General features: G+C 37.3%; 19 protein-coding genes and 5 pseudogenes. 12 read left to right on the plus strand and 12 right to left on the minus strand.

The genetic code is table 11. The annotated features are described in order from the left end of the window. A pseudogene (locus tag L3081_RS20575) lies at positions 1-266 on the plus strand (succinate--CoA ligase subunit alpha); the annotation flags it as partial. Between the two features lie 45 nt (positions 267-311). Here the strand turns inward: L3081_RS20575 and L3081_RS20580 are convergent. Beyond that, entirely contained in the window at positions 312-1,142 is an 831-nt protein-coding gene (locus tag L3081_RS20580; protein ID WP_242288226.1) for a DUF2971 domain-containing protein, read from the minus strand. Between the two features lie 776 nt (positions 1,143-1,918). On the opposite strand from L3081_RS20580, the gene L3081_RS20585 reads away from it, so the two are divergent. Next, positions 1,919-2,548 (plus strand): EF-hand domain-containing protein, encoded by a 630-nt coding sequence (locus L3081_RS20585; RefSeq protein ID WP_242288227.1) that lies wholly within the window; start codon positions 1,919-1,921, stop codon positions 2,546-2,548. Positions 2,549-2,708: 160 nt separating this feature from the next. Here the strand turns inward: L3081_RS20585 and L3081_RS20590 are convergent, their stop codons facing one another. The 3 genes and pseudogenes from L3081_RS20590 to L3081_RS20600 all read right to left on the minus strand — a co-directional run bounded on the left by L3081_RS20590 (position 2,709) and on the right by L3081_RS20600 (position 5,420). Further along, entirely contained in the window at positions 2,709-3,176 is a 468-nt protein-coding gene (locus tag L3081_RS20590) for a DUF4124 domain-containing protein (RefSeq protein WP_242288228.1), read from the minus strand. 265 nt (positions 3,177-3,441) lie between these two features. Continuing rightward, positions 3,442-4,352: pseudogene (locus L3081_RS20595) on the minus strand (dienelactone hydrolase family protein). 136 nt (positions 4,353-4,488) lie between these two features. Beyond that, positions 4,489-5,420, minus strand: a pseudogene (locus L3081_RS20600) (exopolyphosphatase). A gap of 431 nt (positions 5,421-5,851) precedes the next feature. On the opposite strand from L3081_RS20600, the gene L3081_RS20605 reads away from it, so the two are divergent. After that, positions 5,852-6,799, plus strand: a complete 948-nt coding sequence (locus L3081_RS20605; RefSeq protein WP_242288229.1) for a DUF3592 domain-containing protein — start codon at positions 5,852-5,854, stop codon at positions 6,797-6,799. 47 nt (positions 6,800-6,846) lie between these two features. Beyond that, complete coding sequence (locus tag L3081_RS20610) at positions 6,847-7,314, plus strand: hypothetical protein (protein ID WP_242288230.1); 468 nt, start codon at positions 6,847-6,849, stop codon at positions 7,312-7,314. A 192-nt stretch (positions 7,315-7,506) separates the two neighbouring features. On the opposite strand, the gene L3081_RS20615 is transcribed toward L3081_RS20610, so the two are convergent. Then, positions 7,507-8,097: a zf-TFIIB domain-containing protein gene (locus tag L3081_RS20615; protein ID WP_242288231.1), complete on the minus strand. Its 591-nt coding sequence runs from the start codon at positions 8,095-8,097 to the stop codon at positions 7,507-7,509. Positions 8,098-8,285: 188 nt separating this feature from the next. Here L3081_RS20615 and L3081_RS20620 point away from each other — a divergent pair, with 188 nt between their 5' ends. Beyond that, a complete protein-coding gene (locus tag L3081_RS20620) occupies positions 8,286-9,446 on the plus strand; it encodes a GGDEF domain-containing protein (RefSeq protein WP_242288232.1) in 1,161 nt (386 codons plus the stop codon). A 99-nt stretch (positions 9,447-9,545) separates the two neighbouring features. Here the strand turns inward: L3081_RS20620 and trpA are convergent, their stop codons facing one another. From trpA to L3081_RS20650, 6 genes and pseudogenes are all read right to left on the minus strand, one after another. After that, positions 9,546-10,406 (minus strand): tryptophan synthase subunit alpha, encoded by an 861-nt coding sequence (gene trpA, locus L3081_RS20625; protein WP_242288233.1) that lies wholly within the window; start codon positions 10,404-10,406, stop codon positions 9,546-9,548. Continuing rightward, on the minus strand, positions 10,406-11,668 hold the full coding sequence (gene trpB / locus L3081_RS20630) for a tryptophan synthase subunit beta (RefSeq protein ID WP_242288234.1): 1,263 nt from the start codon (positions 11,666-11,668) through the stop codon (positions 10,406-10,408). The genes trpA and trpB overlap by 1 nt, the downstream gene beginning before the upstream one ends. A gap of 3 nt (positions 11,669-11,671) precedes the next feature. Further along, positions 11,672-13,087 (minus strand): bifunctional indole-3-glycerol-phosphate synthase TrpC/phosphoribosylanthranilate isomerase TrpF, encoded by a 1,416-nt coding sequence (gene trpCF, locus L3081_RS20635; protein WP_242288235.1) that lies wholly within the window; start codon positions 13,085-13,087, stop codon positions 11,672-11,674. Positions 13,088-13,089: 2 nt separating this feature from the next. Then, positions 13,090-14,106 carry an anthranilate phosphoribosyltransferase gene (gene trpD, locus L3081_RS20640; RefSeq protein WP_242288236.1) on the minus strand — a complete coding sequence of 339 codons (1,017 nt, stop codon included), beginning with the start codon at positions 14,104-14,106 and terminating at the stop codon, positions 13,090-13,092. Position 14,107: 1 nt separating this feature from the next. After that, positions 14,108-14,773 carry an aminodeoxychorismate/anthranilate synthase component II gene (locus tag L3081_RS20645; RefSeq protein WP_242288237.1) on the minus strand — a complete coding sequence of 222 codons (666 nt, stop codon included), beginning with the start codon at positions 14,771-14,773 and terminating at the stop codon, positions 14,108-14,110. Next, positions 14,773-16,456, minus strand: a pseudogene (locus tag L3081_RS20650) (anthranilate synthase component 1). Before L3081_RS20650 ends, L3081_RS20645 begins: the two are co-directional and overlap by 1 nt. Before the next feature lie 502 nt (positions 16,457-16,958). Here L3081_RS20650 and L3081_RS20655 point away from each other — a divergent pair. From L3081_RS20655 to rnd, 5 genes are all read left to right on the plus strand, one after another. After that, positions 16,959-17,678 (plus strand): PHP domain-containing protein, encoded by a 720-nt coding sequence (locus L3081_RS20655; RefSeq protein ID WP_338027441.1) that lies wholly within the window; start codon positions 16,959-16,961, stop codon positions 17,676-17,678. A gap of 17 nt (positions 17,679-17,695) precedes the next feature. Further along, positions 17,696-17,857, plus strand: coding sequence for a hypothetical protein (locus L3081_RS28635; protein WP_338027442.1), 162 nt, complete (start codon positions 17,696-17,698; stop codon positions 17,855-17,857). 85 nt (positions 17,858-17,942) lie between these two features. Next, positions 17,943-18,563, plus strand: a complete 621-nt coding sequence (locus tag L3081_RS20660) for an L-threonylcarbamoyladenylate synthase (RefSeq protein WP_242288238.1) — start codon at positions 17,943-17,945, stop codon at positions 18,561-18,563. 89 nt (positions 18,564-18,652) lie between these two features. Next, a complete protein-coding gene (gene rluB, locus L3081_RS20665; protein WP_274620691.1) occupies positions 18,653-19,726 on the plus strand; it encodes a 23S rRNA pseudouridine(2605) synthase RluB in 1,074 nt (357 codons plus the stop codon). Between the two features lie 109 nt (positions 19,727-19,835). Beyond that, on the plus strand, positions 19,836-20,816 hold the full coding sequence (rnd, locus tag L3081_RS20670) for a ribonuclease D (RefSeq protein ID WP_242288239.1): 981 nt from the start codon (positions 19,836-19,838) through the stop codon (positions 20,814-20,816). Between the two features lie 204 nt (positions 20,817-21,020). Here the strand turns inward: rnd and L3081_RS20675 are convergent, their stop codons facing one another. Further along, complete coding sequence (locus L3081_RS20675; RefSeq protein ID WP_242288240.1) at positions 21,021-21,431, minus strand: hypothetical protein; 411 nt, start codon at positions 21,429-21,431, stop codon at positions 21,021-21,023. Positions 21,432-21,560: 129 nt separating this feature from the next. On the opposite strand from L3081_RS20675, the gene L3081_RS20680 reads away from it, so the two are divergent. Both L3081_RS20680 and L3081_RS20685 read left to right on the plus strand, forming a co-directional pair. Next, positions 21,561-21,854 carry a YcgL domain-containing protein gene (locus L3081_RS20680; RefSeq protein WP_242288241.1) on the plus strand — a complete coding sequence of 98 codons (294 nt, stop codon included), beginning with the start codon at positions 21,561-21,563 and terminating at the stop codon, positions 21,852-21,854. 18 nt (positions 21,855-21,872) lie between these two features. Then, a pseudogene (locus tag L3081_RS20685) lies at positions 21,873-22,896 on the plus strand (lytic murein transglycosylase). The last annotated feature ends 15 nt before the right edge of the window (positions 22,897-22,911 follow it).

Raw genomic sequence — 22,911 nt, forward strand, 5'->3', positions numbered from 1 at the left:
AATTGTAATGATTGGTGAAATTGGTGGTACTGCTGAAGAAGAAGCAGCTGAATACATTAAAGCTAATGTAACTAAACCTGTAGTTTCTTACATTGCCGGTGTTACTGCACCTATTTGGTAAGCGTATGGGTCATCTTTGGCGCAATTATCGTCGGTGGTAAAGGTACTGCTGATGAGAAATTTGCAGCATTAGAAGTATCGGTGTTAAAACTGTTCGTTCTTTAGCTGAAATTGGCTCTGCACTTAAAGAGAAAACAGGTTGGTAATCAATTAGTTTTTGATTGCAAACTGCTTTTCTTAATGAAAACCCGCTATCTAGCGGGTTTTTTGTTTGATATTTTTGTTAATTCTATTCGGTATTCATGAATCGAAAGGCTTGCTTTATATATATCGCATTTAATCTTATGCTTATGAATAGCATCTAATATTTTCTTTTGTGTTCTTTCATTAGCTTGATAACCAATAATGATTTCACTTATTGAACCTTTGGGAATATCATGGAGAATTATATCTAGGTTAAATTCATCTTTTCCAATGGAGCTTTTACTATCCATGCTAGCCCTGAAAACTCTTTCCTCTTGCTCATATGCCCAATCTAAAGATTTCTGACATAAAACTTGTTTTAATAGATTACTTTTGTCAGAACTTATTATTTGTCTAGTATCTGAGTATAAAACTGCTTCTGGTTGTGTAATTTTACCTTCTAGTGTTAATGCATGAAAAAAGTGGTGTGATTTATTAAAACCTATAACATATCCTTTACCTGAATCTGTATAGTGGCTCCACATTAACAGGCTGCGATATGTACGGGATAGTGAAAGTACCCCATAATTATCCCCAAAATACTCCATCAAACTTTCTGCTAAATTTAATTTATTAAATATAGTTTCAAAATGCTCAATTAAGTCATTTGTTGTTTTGTCATAGATCTCTATATTTTCTTGATTTTTTTCTTCATCTGCGACTGATGCCCAAAATGAATTTAATTCGGTAAAGGATTCTTCTTTTATTATATTTTCTTCTTTTATTGAAAGTAGAGGTAACGATTCATAAGGGTCATTTAATGATTTTAATGGTGAAAACCGAATCTTTAAGTCATTTATAACGTCAACTCTACTTGGGGGTAAGTATTTGTATAACATGGTTAATAGGGCGTATTATTGTTTAATAACAACTATAGCATATGTTTACTTTAATTGTCGCGGTGGCGACGGCACCCAAAGGGAGGCTGACGCCGACCTCCCTCTGACTCCCTCGGCGCTGCTAATCAAGTGTGATCCTACATTCAAGGCAATATCTTCGACGTAACGGCAAAGAACGCACATCCATGTGCTGCTTTGCCTTTGCCATCATCCTGATGGCAATACGTGAATATTGCCTTTCATTACGGCACTTGATTCAAGCAGACTTGGCGCGTTTTGATAGGTGAGGGGGATAATAATATTGGTCTTGTCTTTTTGGCTGTTCAAAACACTAGGTGTTTGTTTTATCGACTTGCTGTGCCAAGTGCTTAAATACCCATCTCAACAATGAAATGACAAACGAGCAAGGGTAGGCCTCGACCCGAGACATGGATGTCCGAGGGCTGCCGTTGTTCATGGATGATAAATCGGCAGGGTTCGTGGGCTACGCTCGTTTGTTATTGAATGTACTGCTGAGTTGGGGCTCCGAGGGAGTCCAAAGGGAAGGTAAGAGCGGAGGCAGTCTCCTTTTTTTTTGGGTGTCGTCGCCACCGCGACGCGAACAGTGAACTAAGCTGCAAACGTTGCAATTTAGCACAAAAACAAATTCCCACCGAGACTTGTGATGCGATGCAGCAATAATTGATCCAAATCAATTTTGTTTAATGCGAGAGGCATATCATAGTTGTAATACAGAAAGATTTTTTAAACGAATTTTTATAACCTACAGGAGAGTCATGATGAAAAAATTAGTCAATAGTATTCCCTTAGTTTTATTTTCCTTTTTGGGAGTTGCATCATTTTCAACTATTTCAGCTGAATTACCCGTGAGTGGTCCAGTTCCTTTTGCTAACTATGATTTGGACGGAAATGGATCGATCAGTGAACAAGAGTTTACTCAAGTAAGAAGTGAACGTATGGCAAGTAAAGCAGCTCAAGGTCGTCCCATGAAAGGTGCCGGTACCGCCCCTTCATTTATGAGCTTTGATGTGAATCAAGATGGGCAGTTAACAGAGCAAGAGCTCATTGTAGGTCAACAGGCTCAAATGCAAAATCGACGTAGTATTTCAGGCCAAGTTTCTAACATGAGACAGGGTAATGGCAAAGGTGTCGGTATGGGAAGAAAGAGCAATATGCCCAGTTTTTCTGAATTTGACATAAATGGTGATGGTGTCATTTTAGCAGAAGAACTCTATGAGGCTAGAGCCGAAAGAATATCAGAGCGTGTTAAGCAAGGTTATCCTATGCGAAATATTGCCAATTCTTCATCTTTTGAAGAGATAGATGCTAATGGTGACCAAAAAGTAACTTCAGAGGAGTTTGCTAAGTTCCAAGTAAAACATCGACAACAAATGATGCAAAAGTAAATCGTGAATTAAAGGGGGAACTCCCCCTTAGAGTTGAGAAAAAGGCGATGTAAGGGGTATTTTGACACTAGCACTATATGTCAACAATAACATAATATTGCCTTTCATTTTAGCACTTAACTCAAGTAGGCTTAGTGCGTGTTGATAGGGGAGAGGTAAGTTAATGTGCTTCACTCATTTTTTGCTCAATTTCTTTCAGCGTGTTTTTTTCTTCCTGTATATCTTTTTGATACTTAGCTTTCACTGTTTGAATTTGTTCAGTAAGTAAAACTAAATAACTGGAACCAACTCTATTGACGCCGGCATCTAACCCCTTTGTTCTAACTTTATCAATCTCTTCATTATACCGTTGTGTTAATCGTTCTATTTTAGCTATTGAGCGCTCTTTTTTCTTAGCTAAGGTATATAACATTGGATCGGTATTATTGTTAGTTGACGCAACCTTGTTTGATTTAAACGTCACATTGTTTTGCGTTTTAGAATAATCTACTTGAATATTTTCTACATTGTCGGTTTCACAGGGGATTTGTGAAAAAATAACATTATCACCATCTTGGCATTTATAAATAGTATTGGCGTGGGTGGTTAATGTAGCTAAGGCGAGTAACCAACTTATTTTATATAACATTCCATTGCTCCGATAAAGAGTTCCATTAAATCTATGAATTCACATCTTGCAGAAAAGCGAATATTAAGTCAATCGATTAAATTCATCATCAGTCCATAGTTTGGGATACAAAATCTCTGAATCGCCCTAAACCAGGTCGAGAATCCATGATGCACCTACAGGAGAATCATGATGAAAAAATTAGTCAATAGTATTCCCTTAGTTTTAGTTTCCTTTTTGGGAGTTACATCACTTTCAACTATTATACGGCTTTAGAATGAAACTTTTATGATCTTAAGTGTTTATTAAAAAAAGCGATTGTACGTTCCCACGCAAGATCGGCATTTTTTTGATCATAGCGACTGGTTGAATCATTATGAAAGCCGTGATTTACATTTTTATACATGTGCATTACATAATTAACGTTATTAGCTTTTAAGTCTTGTTCATACTCAGGCCATGTGGCATTAACCCGTTTGTCTAATTCGCCTAATTGAATTAATAAAGGAGAATTAATATTTTTTCTTAGCTCTTTTGCCGCAGGTGTCCCATAAAAAGGAACACCGGCATCCATAATCTCAGGTATTCTTGCAGCAAGCATATTAATGATATAACCACCAAAGCAAAAACCAACACCACCGAGTTTTCCATTTGATAATGAGTGATTTTTGAGAAACTTAGCTGAGGCAATAAAGTCTTGTTCTATTTTTTCTCGGTTTAAGGTACTTTGCATTTTTCTACCTTCATCATCATTACCGGGATAACCTCCAAGGGTATGTAAAATATCTGGGGCGAAGGCAATAAAACCGGCTTTGGCAACTCTACGTGCTACATCTTTTACGTATGGGTTTAACCCCTATTTTCGTGTACCACCAATACAGCAGGCGCGGTGCCAGTTAAATTAGCAGGTTTAACAAAATATCCTTTTACACTACCAAGCCCTTTAGGAGAATCAAACGTTTCATAGGTTGCAGTTATACTCTCATCATTAAATGAAACTTGATCAGCTAGAGCATAGTTAGGCAATAAAGCTGAGGCGAGTATATTCGTACTCATGCCAACGACAGCTAAACTGGCAAGACGTTTCATAAAGGTTCGTCTATCAATCATGCCATGAGCGTATTCGTCATACCAATCAAAGGCTTCTTGAGGAATTATAATGTTTTCTTCTGCATTGTAATCGTTTTTTAAGGTCATATTTTGAAGCTCTTAATTGGTAATTGTTAATAAACACTTTATATTATTTACTATAATTAAAGTAGAAAAGTAGCTTAAATCTGGCGGTTACTTAATTTGTTTTGCAACTGGTCAGTATTGTCTCAACCATCAACCATCAACCATCAGCGTTAATAGCTGAAATCAACTCAGCAAGGCATGCCTCATTTTGATCATGCGGCACTTGACAAGTACCCGCTGCATTATGCCCACCACCGTTATATTTCAACATTAATTCGCCAACATTTGTTTTTGAACTACGATCAAAAATTGATTTACCTGTAGCAAAAACCGTATTTTGTTTTTTAAGCCCCCACATAACATGAATTGAAATATTACATTGTGGAAATAAAGCATAAATAACAAAACGGTTACCTGAATAAATAATCTCTTCTTCTCTCAAATCTAAAACGACTAAGTTACCATGAACAGTTGCACAACGTTTTATTTGTTCTTTGAACTTCTCTTCATGCTCAAAATAAAGATCGGTGCGCTCTTTGACATCAGGCAGTTCTAGTATTTGGTCAATACTGTGATCTTTACCAAAATCGATTAAATTCATCATCAGTTCATAGTTTGAGATACGAAAATCTCTGAATCGCCCTAAACCAGTTCGAGAATCCATGATGAAGTTTAGTAGTTCCGGCGTTTTGCATGTAAGACTTCTTCCATATTGAACTGGGCAGAATCACCCTTGTCTACAGCTTCCATCATGCTTGTCAGCCTTGAGGGATAGGTTTCTAGACCACCGTAGTAGTCATATACAACACGAGCAGCTGATGGAGCATCAGGGTCAATAATATGATTGTCGCGTTTTTCATTGCGTAAGGTTTCACTATGGTGGTGATCAAAGGCAATGTTAACGCCATCAACGTAAGGTAAATTGGTTGAAATATCATTTGAGCCGACTTCAATAGAACCATCTTGCATATCTTTTGGGTGAACAAAAAGAATATCATCAACTAAATCAATATGTTTTAGTAAAATCGCACATACTAAACCATCGAAATCACTACGAGTTACCAAACGGAATTTTTTATTGCCTGACATTTACACTCTCCATTAAATATAATTTGTTTTTATTATTTAGCACTATATTGTTTATTTAAACATAATAAAAGTATATTGAATTAAGTGTAGATACAATTTAAAACTTTTTCGTTTTTTTTCAGTATAAATATCGATAGTGACTGCGAAGGTTTATTTCACAGTCTACTCAATACCAAACACTAATTCTAAATTATTGCCGTTAAATTCAATAGAAACTCCTTAGCGTCATGATTCTATTCTTTTTTTATTGGAAAATAATAATAAAACTGCTAAATTTCTTAAACGAGATTGTACAAGTAAACATAAAATAAGGATGTTTATGAAAAAAGGCGGTTATTTATTCGGAGGTATATTTTTCCTAGCAGGGCTAGCCATTTTATATTTTATGGTGTTATCACCAATTATTGATGTGAGTAAAATGCAGTTTTGGCATGCAACCAAAGCCCAGCCTTATCAGTGCAAAAGTAGATAGTTACCAAAGCCGTAATGATGACGGTGGTTTCACCACAATGTACAACGTGCTTATGCGGTATCAATATCAAGTTAGAGGTCATAGTTACACTGGTCAGCGCGTTAAAATAATGAATGATGAGGCAAGTAGTGACAGCAGTCAGGCCTATGATTTACTAGCGAAAATACAGCATGAGAATAGAGTAAACAATGGCATAACAATTTGGGTTAACCCAAGCGATAATCAAGATTCTATCTATGATCGTACCCTAGGGCTTCGTTTTCTTATTATTATGACACTCTTTAGCTGTGTGTTTATGATGGCTGGTTTAGGTGTAATGAGTTATAGCCGCAAAAAGAAAGAACGGATTCCTGATAATATTGACCCCGATAAACCTTGGACCTCACGTATTCAATGGGCATCACCTGTCATTTATTCCGATGCGCAAGAAAGTGTAAAATATGCTTGGTTTTTTGCCATATTCGCTAGTATATTTTTTGGGATGTTTTCTATTGCCTTATTTGGACAACATCCCGTTGCGACTGTCTTTTCAATACTATTTCTAATAGCACCACTATGGTTAATTCTACGGGCTAAGCGTATACAAAATGAATGGCGTTATTTTGATAAAGTTCCGTTAACCCTTAGCACCTATCCTGGTATGATTGGTGGTAAAGTTAAAGGATGTTTAATCGTGCCAGGCAAAAATTCGGGTATAGGTAAATATAGTGCAACGCTAAACTGTACTAAATATTGGCACACTCGTCATGGCAGTGAAAGAAAATCACACCAAAGCATTATTTATACAGACAAGCAAAAGCTATTAGCCAAACCCGGCGTAAGTGGTGGAAAAATTGATTTTGATTTTACTGTACCGGAAAACCTGAATCAAGTGCCCCGAGTAATAGCTATCATAAGTGGACAATAACCGTTAAAGGTGAGTTAGCAGACATAGACTTTGACCGTAATTATGAAGTGCCAGTATTTGTTACGGAACAGAGCACAACAGAAGTAGAAGAACTGGCGCAACAACCGTTAACTCGGCATGAAGAAAGGGCGTTAAATGATCGTTTACATATGGATGTTAGTCAGGAAGAGGATGAAATAAAGCTTCATACTCCCAAATCTAAAGATAGTTTACCTTTTGCAGGGATTGGCGCATTATTTTTCATTGTTGGTGTTTTAATTTATACCATTGGCGATTCCTTTTTTGGTCTTGTTTTTGCGAGCGTTAGCTGTATCTTCTTAGGTTTGGGTATATGGGGCTATGGTCGAAATTGTAAAATTAAAGTGAGCCCTAATAACTTAGAGCTAGAGTTTTATTTTTTCTCCTGGTCATTAAGTCAGCTGATATTAACCCATAAAGACGTAAAGAGTCTTGAACCCTTTAGCTCGTCAACTACACATACTAATGGCAAGCAAAAACCGAAAAATTTAGTTTAAGGCTAATTACCACAATAGGCAAAGCGATTGATTTAGGTGGAAGTTTTAACTCAAAGAAAAATGCTTTACATCTTAAACAACGAGTTGAATCGATTTTCTATCGTTAACACTTGTCATAAACTTCCTTTTATGACAAGTGTGGACAAGGCTGAATATGACGAGACATACAGCGCTTAAATACGGATATTCTGATTAAAAACCTCGGAAGAATATTCGTTTTAAGCTGTATTTATTCAACATTTTTTCCATTAACTCTACATCAGAAATACGGTCATCCAAGGCTTGTAATTCCAGTTCGTGTTTCACTAATTTATTGTCTTGGGCTTTATCTAAGCCACCACTGGCAACAAAGTTACGAATACTCTGTAATTCGCCTTCATCTAACCAAACACCACAATGAAGGCAGGTATCAATTAAAACCCCAGAGATAGATTTAAAATTTCGGCGCGACATCATTTTCTGGCAATTTGCGCAAGGTAAATAATTTTCAGCTTTTGGTAAACCGGGACGTAAATACTGAGGATTACTTTTATCATCACGGTAAACATCAAATTCAGAGGTTAATACCGAAAACTCATCGGGTTGCAACCACACGCCATGGCATTGGTTACACTGGTCTAATTCAAAGTTTCGATAATGTTGTTGCTGCAAGGGAATTGAACAACGTGGGCAATTTTTGGGTTTTTCTTGCTGTAATACCTTCATACTGCCATTACACATAGGACAGTGTTGAACGTGTGCTTTGACTATGTGTTTACACGAAGTACATTGAGATTGTAGCATAATTGTCCTTAATCATAATTTAAGTTAGTAGTTTACTATTTTTCTTCTATAATTATATAGTTTACATTACATGCTATACTAGCTTTGTACATAACAACTTATTAAAGAAAATAATTAAAGAAAATAATTAAAGAAATATAAAGTAGTTGAAAATTATGTCGTCAAACGGAATTAGACAATAAGGTAAAATGGCTATAACAAACCACTCAACTCTGTCAGATGAAGCACTGCGACTTCAGCGTCAAGAACGACGACAACAAAAGCGAATTAACCGAGCCGCGATTGGCTTTGTTATCTTTTTTGTGGGTTGGGTAGTGGTTATATTAAGTACTATTTTTTATAAATCTAGTCTTGATTTATCTTACGTGCTTGGTTGCATTTCAATCAGCTTTATCGTGCAAATCGTGTTGTTTTATCTCTTTAAAACAAACAAAAATCTAAAATTTAATGATCCAAATTTAACGACATTACAACTGTTTAATGCTATTTTTTGGGTCAGTCTCGCCATGATATTGATGCCACAAATAAAAGGGATCATCGTCTTTTTTAGTTTTGTTTGCTTATTATATAGTGTTTTTCATACCTCAAAACTTGCCTTATATTTATTACCAGTAACATCAATTATAGGTTTAGCACTCGCTGATGTTTCTTTTTACTTGAAATACCCAGAAGACTTTAGTTTTCAATATGAAGTGATAGAATTTATGGTATTTAGTTTATCTACGGTTTGGATAAGTGTTATTGCAAATTTTAGCTCAAAGTTGAGAACAAAACTGCAGCAGCAAAGACAAGAGATACTGAAAACTAACGAACTATTAGCTATTCAAAGTAAGCATGATGCGTTAACTGGGTTAAAGAATAGGCGCTATTTTGACGAGCAATTTACGATCGAATACAAAAGAGCAAGCCGTAATAACAATGCCTTATCAATGATTATGATCGATTTAGATAATTTCAAATCTATTAATGATTTGTACGGTCATGATCTTGGTGATGGCTGTTTAAAATATATTGCTAATCTCTTAGCTGAAGAAGTAAATAGAACCGGAGATATACTGGCGCGCTATGGAGGTGAAGAGTTTGTTATACTATTGCCAAATACCAGTGGCGAACAAGCATTTAAATTAGCATTGCAATTAAAAGATAAGATCAACCAATGTTTATATCATTACGAAAATTCCGTTGATGTTAACCTTAAACTAACCGCTAGTTTTGGTGTTAGTTGTTATAATGAAAACAATGTTACTAGCCAAAGTGAACTATTAATTACTGCAGATAAAGCGTTGTATCTTTCAAAAAGTTCAGGTCGTAATCAAGTTAAAATGTACCATCCTAATCAAGTTCATTGATTAAACGCTAGTAAGGCATAATAACTAGCGTTTAAGATTGAAGAGCTATTTTTTTAACCTGAAATAGGTTTAATCAAAAGAGCTTAAATTATAGTCAAGTTAATCAAGTGTTGCCGCTTTCATGTTTTTCACAAAAGTTGATAACACGCTCAGCATTTTAGTGTGGTCATTAAGGTTGTCTTCAATAATTTTTACCACGGCTGAACCACTAATGGCGCCACTTGCTCCTGCAGCCAAAGCTTCTTTTACTTGCTGAGGGGTTGAAATACCAAATCCTAACACTGGCGGTGCTGCATTATACGCATTTAATGTACTAATCAACCCTTGCGCAGGTGAGTTTTCTTTGGCGCTGTCAGCTGCATTTTCTATTTTATCTACACCTGTAACTCCCGCGCGGCTTAGTACATAAGTATAACCTTGACTGTAAGCAGATACCTCTCGCAGGGTTTTATCACTGGCATTAGGTGGTGCAATAAAAATAGGCGCAACACCATGCTTTAAAGCGGCTTCTCTAAAAGGTAGGCTTTCACGTATCGGTAAATCAGCTATCAAAACCGAATCAACTCCAACGTGTGCCATGTCATGATAAAAAGTATCAATACCTCGTGCAAAAACTAGGTTGCCATAAAGTAACAAGCCGATAGGGATGTTCGGTGCATATTCGCGTACTTTAGCGAGTACATCAATGCAAACATCCGTATTAATACCTGATTTTAATGCACGCAAGGCAGCCATTTGAATGGTTATACCATCAGCACTTGGATCTGAAAATGGAATACCAAGTTCAAGTGCATCAGCGCCAGAGTCAATTAGTGATTTAATCACATTAAACGACTGCTCAGCGTTTGGATCGCCAATCATCACAAAAGGAATAAAGGCTTTTTCGTTGTTAGACGCTAAGTCAGTAAAAGCTTGTTGATAACGGTAACCCGCTTGTTGGTTGTTTTGTGCTTGCGTCATTATGCTTCTCCTCTGTGCTTAACCGCTGAAGTATCATTGCTTTGTTCATTAGGGTGTAATACCGCATGTACATGAGCAAGATCTTTATCACCACGTCCAGATAAGTTAACTAAATAAATGGTTTCAGTTGTTGCTGCTTCAGCCATTTTAAGCGCATGCGCTAAAGCGTGAGAAGACTCAAGGGCAGGTATGATACCTTCACTTTTAGCTAAGGTTTGAAAGGCGTCTAATGCTTCATCGTCGTTAATGGCAACATATTGTGCACGACCAGTCTCTTTTAAAAAAGCATGTTGAGGCCCCACAGCAGGGTAGTCTAACCCTGCTGATATAGAATAAGACTCTTCAATTTGGCCGTATTTATCTTGCATAATGTAAGTGTAGTTACCATGTAACATACCTTTACTCCCTGCGACTAAGGTTGCACCGTGTTGATCTGTGTCTATACCTTTACCACCTGCTTCAACACCAATTAGCTTTACTTCTTCATGTTGAATAAAATCATTAAACATACCAATAGCATTTGAGCCACCACCAACCGCTGCAATAACATAATCTGGCAAGCGACCTTCCTCTTCAAAAAACTGTGCTTTTGCCTCTTCTCCAATCATTTTTTGAAATTCTCTAACAATGGTAGGGAAAGGATGAGGACCCGCTGCAGTACCTAACAAATAATGGGCATTTTCATAATTAGCTGACCAGTCACGTAAGGCTTCATTCACTGCATCTTTTAGCGTGCCTGAGCCTGCTGTTACGGGAATTACTTCAGCACCCATCAACTCCATACGAAATACGTTAGGCTGCCGGCGCTGACAATCAACCGCGCCCATGTATACTTTACATTTTAGTCCTAATAAAGAACACGCAATTGCGGTCGCAACACCATGTTGTCCTGCACCTGTTTCAGCAATTATTTCTGTTTTGCCCATGCGTTTAGCCAGTAAAGCTTGACCTAATACTTGGTTGGTTTTATGTGCTCCGCCATGTAATAAATCTTCACGTTTTAAGTAAATTTTGGCTAAAGGATTTTTAACAATGTTACGGCAACAGGTGAGTGGTGTAGGGCGACCAAGATACTTTGTTAATAAATTATGAAACTCGGTTAGAAATGCCTCATCAGTTTGTGATTCAATAAACGCTTGTTCTAACTGTTCTAAAGCCGGAACGAGTAATTCTCCAACAAACATGCCGCCAAATTCGCCAAAATAAGCCGGTAATGGTTCTTTTAATGTGTTTTCTTTTGTGTCATCTACTAAATTTGTCATGTGCTAATAATTCCTTATTTGCGAAAAAACTTCGTTAAGTTTTTCGTCGGATTTTATACCTGGACTTGTTTCAACACCTGAGTTGAGATCTAAGCCAAATAAATCTAAATCGGTTAATTGTGCTAGTGCAAAGTTGATATTTTCAATGTTAAGACCGCCCGCTAAAAGACTATTTGATAAGTCTTGTTTGCTATCGGTTAACAGTCGCCAATCAAAAGCTTGTCCTGATCCAGGCGATTTACCATCAAGGATATGATGAGCCACGTTACTGCTTAATTGTGGTACGGTATCGAATAAAGAGTATGCCTTCCAAACTTGACATTGTTCACTGTTATTTTCTCGCAACTGTTTTTTAAGCGAATCAATATAGGCTTCATCTTCATCACCATGAAGTTGCACAGCGGTAAGTTGTAGGCTTTGTACCAAGTCAATAATGTCTGCCTGTGCATGATTTACAAAAACCCCCACGTATTCTAGTTGTGGTTGGGTGTTGATTATTGTTTGAGCTTGTTCTTTAGTTACACAACGCGGAGACTTTTCGGCGAAAATTAAACCGCCAAATCGTGCGCCGCCTTGTGCTGCCGCTTGGGCATACTCAGGTGAGGTTAAACCACATACTTTATTATTGCCATAAATCAGTTTACGACAGGCTAAATCAATATCGTTATAAGCATTATTATCCATTGCCATTAATGAACTACCCACCAAAAACCCATCCACAGCGGGTGCTAATTCACGTACCTGAGCATTATTGTAAATACCTGATTCAGATATAATGATTGTATCATCAGGTAGGGTTGGTGCAAAATCAAAGGTACGCGCAATATCCGTACTTAAATCGCGTAAATTACGGTTGTTAATACCAATCATTTTTGCATTTAACTTAATAGCGCGATCTCTTTCATCACTGGTTGAAATCTCGGTTAAAATGGCCAAGTTATAGTGATCAGCTACCGTAGCCAATTCAATATATTCTTCATCAGTTAAAACACTTAGCATCAGTAAAATGGCATCTGCGCCATAATATCTTGCTAAATGGACTTGGTAAGTATCAACAAAAAAATCTTTATTAATCACCGGACATTTGACGGTTTCGGTAACTAATTTTAAGTACTCAAAATTGCCTTGAAAATATTTTTCATCGGTTAATACTGAAATTGCTGCGGCGTATTTGTCGTAAACTTGGCAAATCGCTTTCACATCAAATTCTGGACGAATTAATCCTTTTGAAGGAGACGCTTTTTTGCATTCTAAAATAAAACCTGCTTGTGGCTTTTGTTCTGTACGTCGCAATGCCGCGTACATATCTTTTTTAGTTGCAGTCAGACCATCAATAAAGTTTTCCAAAGGATTAGCTTTTTTGAGTGCATCAATTTCAATACGCTTATCAGCAACAATTTTGTTTAATATGTTCGCCATTATTATTCACATTCCTCATTTGAAAGCTTAACTAATTGCTGTAATGTTTCTAAACCTTTTCCGCTTTGTAAAACCTCACGGGCTAAATCAGCAGCGGCTTTTAAATCGGTTGCTTTATCATGCAGGTAAAGTAACGCCGCGCAGTTTATGATAACGGCAGCATTATGAGCTTCTTGCCCTTTACCTGCTAATATAGCTTTAATAATGTCTGCATTTTCTTGTGGCGTACCGCCTTTAATATCCTCAAGGCTATATTGCTTGATACCAAAATCTTTTGGCGAAATAGTACGCTCTATTAATTTTCCGTCTTTAATTTCTATTACTTGCGTATCGCCATGTAACGCTATTTCATCTAAACCGCTGCCATACACAATAAATGCACGTTTAACACCTGTTAAGAGTAATGCTTCGGCCATTGGCTTTAATAAATCAGGTGTGTAAACACCAAGTAACATAATGTTTGGATAAGCAGGGTTAGCTAAGGGCCCTAAAATATTAAATAACGTGCGCACACCCATTATTTTTCGTACGGTTACCGCGTATTTAAAACCACTGTGATAAGCCGGCGCAAATAAAAAGCATAAATTTGTTTTATCTAAACAGTTGCTCGCGGTAGCGGGTGACATCATTAAATTTACGCCAAATGCTTCCAGTAAATCGGCTGAGCCAGACATACTTGAAACACTGCGGTTACCATGTTTTGCCATTTTTAATCCACAAGCCGCCGCTAAAATAGCCGCCGTGGTTGAAATATTAATGGTATTAGCGCCGTCACCACCGGTGCCGACACAATCGGCAACCGTGTTATTTTGTGGAGGAAACTTTTTCGCCGCACTTTGAATAGCAATGGCTGCGCCTGATATTTCTTCAGGCGTTTCACCTTTGATTTTTAAGGCGGTAAGTACGCTTGCAAGTAAAATAGGGTCGGTTTCGCCTTTGAGCATTTTTTCAAAAAAGGCTTTAATAGTTTGTTGGTCAAGATCATGTCCGTCAACTAGTGTTGATAAGATATTCGTCATGTTATGCTCCTTGGGCTTTGGTGTTTAATCGCTCACTTAGGGCGAGTAAATAATCAAAACTTTGCGCTAATAAGGTTGCGCCAAAAGTCGTTAAAATAGATTCTGGATGAAATTGAAACGCCAATATTGCATCACGATCTTGGCAGATAGCCATGGGCATGTTGTTATAATCAGCAATGACAGTGAGTGATTCAGGTACTTGGCTTCCTACCAAAGAATGATAACGGGCAACGGGTAATGGGTTTTGAATGTTAACAAAAGCGCCCGTACCACAATGATTAATTGGCGATGCCTTACCATGTACTATTTCATCAGCACGACCCACTTTACCGCCATAATGTTCAATTAAGGCTTGATGTCCCAAGCAAATACCTAGCATAGGAATTTTGCCTGCACATAATTTGATTAAGTCCATTAAACAGCCTGCATTTTTAGGTTCACCTGGCCCAGGTGAAAGCACCAAAATGACATTCTCACCAGTGACACGTGTATGTTCGACCATTTTAGTGAAAATAAAATCACTGCTTAAGGTATTTCGATATACGGTAGGGTCAAAACCTAAACATTGAAATTCATCCACTAAGTTATAAGTAAATGAGTCAAGATTATCGAGCATAAATAGCTTGGTTTTATTGGTGTTTGGCTTTACATTGTTTTGAGTAGACATTATGAGTTAACTCCTTGCGCTAGCACTTTATTTGCTGTTAGCACAGCATTAATAACTGCTTGGGCTTTTTGTTTTGTTTCATCAGCTTCTGCTTGCGGAATTGAATCATAAACTACACCAAGCACCCGCTTGAACGTAAGCAATAGTGTCTTTAACAAAAGCAGAGCGGATTACTATACAAGTATCCATTTCACCGTCACCGGTAAAGTAACCGACGGCACCACCGTAACTGCCTCGGCGTTTTCCTTCTATTTCTCTAATTAAAGACGTAGCTTTTACTTTAGGTGCTCCTGATAGCGTACCCATATTCATACAAGCTTGGTAAGCGTGTAATGCGTCTAATTCTTCCAGTAAAGTGCCACAAACACGTGAAACTAAATGCATCACATGGGAATATCTATCTACCTTTAATAAATCGGCAACATAGCGAGTACCGGCTTTAGACACACGAGCAATATCATTTCGTGCCAAATCAACCAAGATAATGTGCTCAGCAGACTCTTTTTTATCTTGTCTTAATTCCAACTCTATTCGAGAGTCTAAGTCTAACGATATGGTACCGTCTTTATTAAAACCGCGAGGGCGCGTACCTGCTATAGGATAAATTTCCACCTGACGTTGGCTTTCAGCCCCATTTTGTTGATACTTTATCGCTGATTCGGGTGAAGCCCCAAACATACAAAAATCACTGTCTTTTAAATAAAACATGTAAGGGCTTGGGTTGCTTAATTTTAAAGCTTGATAAGCGGCAATACTGTCTAAGCAGGGTAATGAAAAGGTGCGAGATGGTACAACTTGAAAAATGTCACCCGCACGAATATTCTCTTTTAATTGCTCAACATGCCGGCAAAACGTTTCGTCGCTAATATCAACAGATACGGTTTGTGAATCGATACTATTTGCCAAGTCTGATTTTGCATGCGATACAAGGTCATTAGTTGTAATGTTATTTGATAATAACTGCTTTATTTCAGTAATACGTTCGGCTGATTTTTGCCGGTTTTCTTGGTCTTGTGTTTTATCTTGTAGGGATTTTTCATTTTTACCCTGTTCGTCAGAACCGTGTTCGTAAGTAAAAATATTGGCAATAATTTCAGTGCTTTTTTCTTCGTGATCTATCACTACAACGGTTTCAGCAAGATAATAAACGAAGTCAGGGCAAGTATTTTCACCTTCGGGTACTTCGGGTAACGTTTCACTGATGCTGATCATATCGAAAGCAAAAGCGCCACCAAGGAAAATGGCAAAATGGTGGCTGTCGCTATTTTTAACACGAGTAAACAAACGTAAACTTTCAAAGGGGTTTATCTCCATTAAGCGTGCTTTTTCATCAAGCTCGGTGGGGATATCAGGAAAAAGAACGGTTAAAGTTTGTTTATCGGTAGACAAGGTAAGTTTTGCATAGGGCTGTAATTCAGCGGCGGCAAATTGCAGCGCAACTTGGCCATTTGGTGTTAAAGCCGTAAAGGTTACCGTATTACCATGGCATACTATTTTTAAGGCGGCATCAACTAATAATAAGCTTTTTAAGAGATGCTTTTGATCAATTTCTGCTGACTCTAGCAGTAAATTATTGTCTTTGTTTTGGCAAAGTAGTTGATAAACACTTAACGGATCACTTTGATAATTAGCGGTATCTGTTAATGTACATACACTGGCGGTGGATTTAATATTTGTTGTCATCGTATTCTTCTTTTATTTGGTTATCTTTAAAAAGTGGGGTCATCCTGCATAAATTGGCTGTAGCCACCAAAGAAACCATGTTCTTGTTTTATTCATTATATTTTCTCTTATTCGTTAGTGTAAAATTATTGTTTGCTGTTTGCTGTTTTGCTGTTTTGCTGTTTTCCAGTTTAACTTTTTAGTTTCGAGTTGTAGAAAGCAAAAAACCCGCCCTTTGAAAAGCTCAAGGTAGCGGGTTTTAAAAATTTGTTTTTGCTTCAGCTCGGTAAAATCATTTTAAGCTTTTAGCAAGATACGCGCAATTATCACAACCCACTATGTGTAGAGTTATGCCACCACCAACGAAGTTGGCTATGTGTTAATTTAAATTGCTTTGCTAGTATCATTATCTCGTTCTTATCAGTAAACTTGCACTTAGATTTGTTAGATTAGGTAGTTTACTTTAGATTTACTTATGTAAGTAAAGCCTACCTGCAAGAAAGTTCCTATAGAAGACCTTATTATGGCGTTACTGTCAACAACTGATTTTCCTTTTATTATTGAAAAAAACGATGGCTTTTCACATGGGCGCATTGATTTACATTGTCATACCCATTGTTCTGACGGTAGTTTGTCGCCTGAAACCTTGATAGATAGGGCGGTTAATTATCAAATAGCCGTTTTAGCGATTACTGACCACGATACCGTTGAAGGATTTAATATAGCTCAAGATTATATATTGGAAAAAAATATTCCAATCAAATTAATTTCTGGCATTGAAATTTCGACATCATGGCAAGGTTTTGAAATTCATATTGTGGGATTAAATCTTGATGTTAATAACCCGGAATTTCAAGAATTAATTAGTAGTCAAAAACAAGCGCGCGAACAAAGGGCGATTACCATAGGTGAAAAACTGGCTAAATGTGGTTTTGTTAATGCGTATGATGATGCCAAAAATCTTGCCAATAAAGGCACCATTACTCGCGCACACTTTGCTAAAGTGCTATATCAACAAGGTCATGTTAGTACTATGCAAAAAGCCTTTGATCAATATTTAGGAAAAAAAGGTCGTAATACGCAAAGTGCCTATGTTAAACCTCTATGGTGCTCAATCGAAGAAGCGGTTGAAGTAATACATGCCGGTGGAAGCGCGGTTATGGCTCACCCCATTCGGTACGATTTATCCACTAAATGGCTAAAACGTTTAATTACCCATTTTAAAGAAAGCGGGATGGTTTAGAGGCAGTTTTACCGCAAATGAATCCCCAACAGCGTCAAATAATGCTAAACTACTGTACTGAATATGATTTACATGCATCAGCCGGATCTGATTTTCACCGACCAAATAAATGGTCTGATTTAGGTCGTAATTTGATTTTACCAGATGGGGCTAAACCTATCTGGGCATTGTGGTCATAATCACTTCACCTTTTCTCTTTTACGAAAGGAGTGAAATGAGCAAAATGAGCAAAATGAACAATAAGCGTGGAAATAAGGAAACCTTATGAGTCAATTTTTTTATGTACACCCAGATAATCCTCAAGGGCGCTTAATGAAGCAAGCCGTGGCGATTATAAATGACGGTGGTGTCATTGTTTATCCTACCGACTCAGGATATGCTTTGGGTTGTCATTTAGGTGATAAAAAAGCTTTAGAACGAATTTGTCAAATTAGAGAAATTAATAAAGAACATAATTTCACTTTAGTATGCCAGGATTTATCTCAACTCTCTGAATACACGCGTATTGATAATACCGCATACAGGCTGCTAAAAAATAATACGCCAGGTGCTTATACGTTTATTTTTAAAGGTAGTAAAGAAGTACCAAAGCGATTATTAAACCCTAAAAAGAAAACCATCGGTATACGCATACCGAATAATAATATTTGTCAAGCCTTGTTGGCTGAGTTAGCAGAGCCTATAATGTCAACTAGCTTAATCATGCCTGGCGAAACGATGACAGAATGCGATCCAGAGCAAATTCGTGATTTGTTAGAGCATCAAGTTGATTTAATTATTCATGGTGGTTTTTTAGGTGAACGCCCAACGACTGTGGTTGATTTTTCTAATGATGATATCGAAATCATTCGCGTAGGTGAGGGCGATCCTACCCCATTTGAGTAATAACTCAGCCGTAATTATTGTAAATAATGCATAAATGAGCCAGAAGTTAGTTTCTAGGGAACTGCTACTGACGTAACAGAGACAAAACTATGTCACAAGATAAAAAAATATCTAAGGGTAAGCAAACGGCAACTGATGCTAAATCGGCCAATAACAATAACAAATACGGTAGCCGAGGTACAGGAACTAAAGTAGTCGTAAAAAAAGGCCAAAGTAAAGACGCACCTAAAAAAGTTGGCAAAGGCAAACGAGTAGAAGAAAAACCGGTAAAAGTAGATTTTCAAAAAGCCAGTGTCAAAGATTCTGAAAAATTACAGAAAGTGCTAGCTCGAGCAGGTAAAGGCTCACGCCGAGAAATGGAAACTATTATCACTCAAGGACGTGTCAGTATTGATGGGAAAACGGCTTTTTTAGGCGATAGAATCGATGGTACTGAACAAATTCGAATTGATGGTCATCAAGTAAAATTAACGCCGCAAGAAGAAGATATTTGTCGAGTGTTAATGTACAACAAACCTGAAGGTGAAATGTGTACGCGCAAAGATCCTGAAGGTAGAGCAACGGTATTTGACCGATTACCACCGTTAGAATCTGGCCGTTGGGTTGCGGTGGGGCGTTTAGATATTAATACATCTGGCATGTTACTGTTTACCACTGATGGCGAGCTTGCCAACCGCTTAATGCATCCTTCACAAAAAGTTGAACGTGAATATGCAGTACGTGTCTTTGGTGAGATAAATGAAGCGATGTTACAAACACTGCGCACAGGAGTTAAATTAGAAGATGGTCCTGCACGTTTTCAAAAAATCACTTATCGCGGTGGCGAAGGTAGAAATCATTGGTTCCATGTAGTGCTTTCAGAAGGTCGTAATCGTGAAGTAAGACGTTTATGGGAAAGCCAAGACGTACAAGTAAGCCGTTTAATACGTGTACGTTATGGTGATATGGATATGCAGCGTCAACTCCCTTTAGGTGGTTGGACTGAGTTAGGCTTAAAAGATGTAAATTATTTCCGTAAACTTGTACAGCTTAAACCTGAAACACAATCAAAAGTGAAGGTTGATGAAAAAGCAATGGATAATGCAAAAAGTCGCCGTATTCGACGCTCTGTTAAAAAACATCAACAGCGCCACCAACAAGCAAATCGTCGTAGAAGAAAGTAAATAGAAGCACAGCGCACATATTACACAGCACCCTAATCAAGTGAGAGGATAACAATATCACCCCTATGCAGTATCAATTGATTGAAGATTTTGACAGTTTACAAACTCTTTGCCGCAATATAGCAAAGCCAATGTTTTAGCTATCGATACAGAGTTCGTTCGCACACGAACCTTGTATCCCAAGCTTGGTTTGTTACAGATATATGATGGCCAAAACCTTGCACTGATTGACCCGATAGCGATTGATGATCTATCCCCATTTTGGCAATTACTTACCAACCATAAAATTGTTAAAGTGCTACATGCGTGCTCAGAAGACTTAGAAGTGTTCTTAACCGCTCATTGTAAACCCGTTAACTTAATTGATAGCCAGATTATGATGTCCTTTTTAGGGCATGGATTATCAATGGGTTATGCAGCAATGGTTGAACATTTTACGGGTATTGAATTAGACAAATCTGAATCGCGTACCGACTGGACTAAAAGGCCTCTATCGCTAAAACAATTAGTTTATGCCAGTGCTGATGTTGAACATCTATATAATATTTACCCTAAATTGCTTGCTCAAGTAGAACAAGCGGGTTGGTTAAGTTACACACAACAAGAGTCACAGCTATTAATTGATAAAAAATTTACTGCCATTGACCCGGACCAATTATACCGTCAAGTTAAATTAGCGTGGCGCTTAAATTCAAAACAACTCAATACATTGCAGCACCTTGCCAAATGGCGTTATCTACAGGCTAAAGCGCGAGATTTACCTTTAGGTTTTGTGGTAAAAGAAAATACTATGATGGCCGTTGCTGCGAATAATCCCGAAAGCTTATCAGCTATGAGTAATTTAGATGGCGCAGAAGTGCTTGATATTCGTCACAAAGGCAAAGCCATGCTAGTTGTGGTAGCGCAAGCATTACAAGATGATGAAGCGGATTACCCTGCAAAAATTGAACGCTTAGATGAATACCCAGGCTACAAACAAATTTTTAAAAAGGTAAAAACCTTTATTACTCAAGTCAGTGAAAAACATCAATTAGCGGTTGAAAATTTAGCGTCAAAAAAACAAATTAACCAATTTTTAGCGGTACTTTGATTTAAATGAATCGAAAAAATTAGCTAAAGAAACAAATGCTTATCCTGAAATACTAACCGCATGGCGTTCGGAACTTTTTGGCAAAGCATTGCAAAACTTCGCTGATAACGATTTTAAGTAACCTGTTGTTTGAGTTTCAGTTATACCAATCACACAAACTTTGTGATGATTTCTACTTGCTAAAATCACCAACTACATCGTTATTTATTTATCAGCTAAAAAAACTTGTATCTCTGCTTTTAATTCTTCGTCATCGATGCTTTCACTGGCAACTTCAGCTTGTTTAGCGTATTCGATGGCTGTTTCCATCTCTTCAAATTCTTTTTGTCGTTGTGCCATCGCTAAATAAATTGAGGCTGTGAACGTAGCAAGTCCTAATTTATTTGCGCTTGCTAACGCTATCTCATAAATATCCATTGCCATATCACCATCTTCAGTAAAATCGCCTAGCGCTTCCCACTGTAGTGGGTGATCTTTGGGTGAATCTTGGTTTGTGGCACATAACTTTTGCAAATTTTTACAGGATTCATTTCTTGCTTCGTCATTACCTTCTGCTGAGGCATTTGCTATTTGTTGACAGATATCGAGAATTTCATTGTATAAAGGGGCTTTCATTGATTCACCTAATGTTAATGTTAACTACTAAATAAAGCAGATTTAGAAATAAATTATTGTGTATTGTATCGCATAACTAGGTAAGTGCGTGATATATTAAAAGCTCATTTTCTCTCATAGGTCTCCATTATGCTATGTGTCATATATAAAAGTACAAAAAAAGAGCAAACCTACCTTTTTGTTAAAACACGAGATGATTTTTCTTCGGTTCCAGAACCTTTAATGCTTACTTTTGGTACGCCAGTATTAGTAACACTCATTAATTTGGCCACAAAAGAAAAATTGGCTTTTGCTGATTTATCTAAGGTTAAAACGCATTTAACTGAACAGGGTTATTATTTACAATTACCGCCACCAAAAGAAGATTTGCTAAAACAACATAAAGCAGATATGGCTGAAAAAAATCAGACGGATGAGGCTTAAGTTATGAAATTTAAATATATGGTTACCTCACTTATCCTGATCAGTATTGCCTTAATTCCGCTTAAAAGCTTAAAAGCAAAGACGTTAAGCGAAGAAGGTTTTAATGACTATGTGAGTGAATTAAAAAAGGAAGCTTTAGCTCAAGGTTTTACGCAAAGCTTAATTGAGGAAAGTTTTGCTAAAGTAAAGTTTCATAAAAGAGCAGTTGCGGCTGATAGAAAACAACCAGAAAAAGTAGAAACTTTAGATACTTATTTGCCTAAACGTGTGCCCGGTTGGAAAGTTAAAAAAGCCCGTGAATTGTTCAAAGAACATCATGATATATTAACTAAAATTGGTAATGATTATGCCGTTCAACCTAGATTCATTGTGGCGTTGTGGGGCTTAGAAACTAATTTCGGTAAATTTACCGGCGGTTACAACGTTGTTTCTGCACTTTCTACCTTAGCTTATGAAGGTCGCCGAGAAGTATTTTTTAAAAAGCAATTATGGGCAGCCTTAACTATTTTAGAGCAAGGTCATATCAGTATTGAAAATATGAAAGGCTCATGGGCGGCGCCATGGGGCAAAACCAATTTATGCCTACTTCATTTCTAGCATATGCTGTAGATGGTGATGGCGATGGTAAGAAAGATATTTGGCAAAACCAAATTGATATTTTTGCATCTATGGCAAATTATTTGAAAAAAGAAGGTCGAACGATGAGTTAACTTGGGGTCGTCAGGTTAAATTGCCCGAAAATTTCGACAAATCATTGGCGATTCCTAAAAACACCGGTAGTCGTAAAAACTGGTTAAAAGCGTGGGCTAATACAGAAAAAACACTTTCACAATGGCAGGCTTTAGGTGTACGTCGTACTGACGGTACTAATCTACCGCATGTTGATATTAAAGCGGCGCTTATATTTCCTGATGATGAAAATGGCCGTGCTTACTTAGCCTACGCTAATTATAAAAGCCTAATGCATTGGAATTTATCTTATTACTTTGTGAGCTCTGTTGGTCATTTATCTGACCGAATTAAATTTCCGCCCATACATTAGAAATTATAAATATCA

The sequence above is a fragment of the Colwellia maritima genome (assembly GCF_022669015.1).
GTDB classification, from domain to species: Bacteria; Pseudomonadota; Gammaproteobacteria; order Enterobacterales; family Alteromonadaceae; genus Colwellia; species Colwellia maritima.